This window comes from Clostridium celatum (assembly GCF_021412605.1).
Taxonomy (GTDB): Bacteria; Bacillota; Clostridia; order Clostridiales; family Clostridiaceae; genus Clostridium; species Clostridium celatum.
Window position 1 is genome coordinate 1 of record NZ_JAJKGM010000100.1, and the last position, 1198, is coordinate 1198.

Annotated in this window: 1 protein-coding gene; it reads right to left on the reverse strand. The window is 30.4% G+C overall.

Going from position 1 to position 1198, the window contains the following annotated elements:
• Window positions 1-1091, reverse strand: a 1091-nt coding sequence (locus tag LPC13_RS16690; RefSeq protein WP_234089030.1) for an IS256 family transposase, incomplete at its 3' end; no start/stop codon positions are given.
• Between the last annotated feature and the right edge of the window lie 107 nt (window positions 1092-1198).

Here is a 1198-nt window from a genome sequence, read left to right on the forward strand (position 1 = left end):
AATATAGTTCTAGATTTAGTATACTTACGTACCTGTCTATTGAATCCTTCAAGTGCATTAGTTGTATAGATCATTTTTCTTATTCTAGGCGAGAAATCAAAGAAAGTAGATAAGTTATTCCAGTTGTTATACCATGAATCTATAACCATTCCATAACTATTTCCCCAAGTTTCTTTTAGTTTGTCTAGCTGCGCTAACGCAAATTCTTCAGTAGGAGCTTTATAAACTTCTTTTAAATCTTTCATAAATGATTTTTTATCTTTTGAAGCTATGTATTTTATAGAATTTCTTATTTGATGAACAATACATGTTTGTATATTAGCTGATGGAAATACGGTCTGAATAGCTTGTGGTAGCCCTTTAAGTCCGTCCATACAAGCAATTAAGATTTCTTTTACACCTCTATTTTTTAAGTCATTGCAAATACCTAGCCAAAACTTAGCTCCTTCGGCTTCATCAACCCATAGTCCAAGAATATCTTTATATCCTTCCATCGTATATCCTAAACAAATATATACAGCTTTATTAACTATTTTTCCGTTGCTTCTAACCTTAAAGTACATAGCATCTAAGTAAACTATTGGATATATTTTATCTAACATTCTATTTTGCCATTCGGTAGCGGTAGCTATTACTTTATCTGTTATTTTAGAAACCATTGATGGTGAGATTGTTATTCCATATAAATCTTCTATTTCAGCCTGAATGTCGCTAGTAGTCATACCTTTAGCATAAAGAGAAATTATTTTTTTATCTAATTCATTACAAACAGTTTCATATTTCTTTACTATTTGAGGCTCAAATTCAGACTTTCTATCCCTTGGTATATCGAGATCAACATCTCCAAATGAACTTCTTAGATTTTTTTGGCTATATCCATTTCTATAATTTCTTTCGCCAGGATCAATATTGCTTTGACGTTGGTATTTATCTCTACCAAGATGTTCATCCATTTCTGCTTCAAGTATATTTTCTAGTACATCCTTAACTAACCTTTGAACTAATCCGTTCTTTCCAAGAACGTCATCGATTGTTTTACACTTTTTTATCTCTGAATTGTAATCAAAATTGATATCATTTTTTCTTGCCATAGAAAATCCTCCTAAAATTTATATAGTATATTATTCCAAATCTACCAACTAATCATACAAAAAAGAGTAGATAGATTTGTTTTTTACACAAATCTATCTACTCTCCC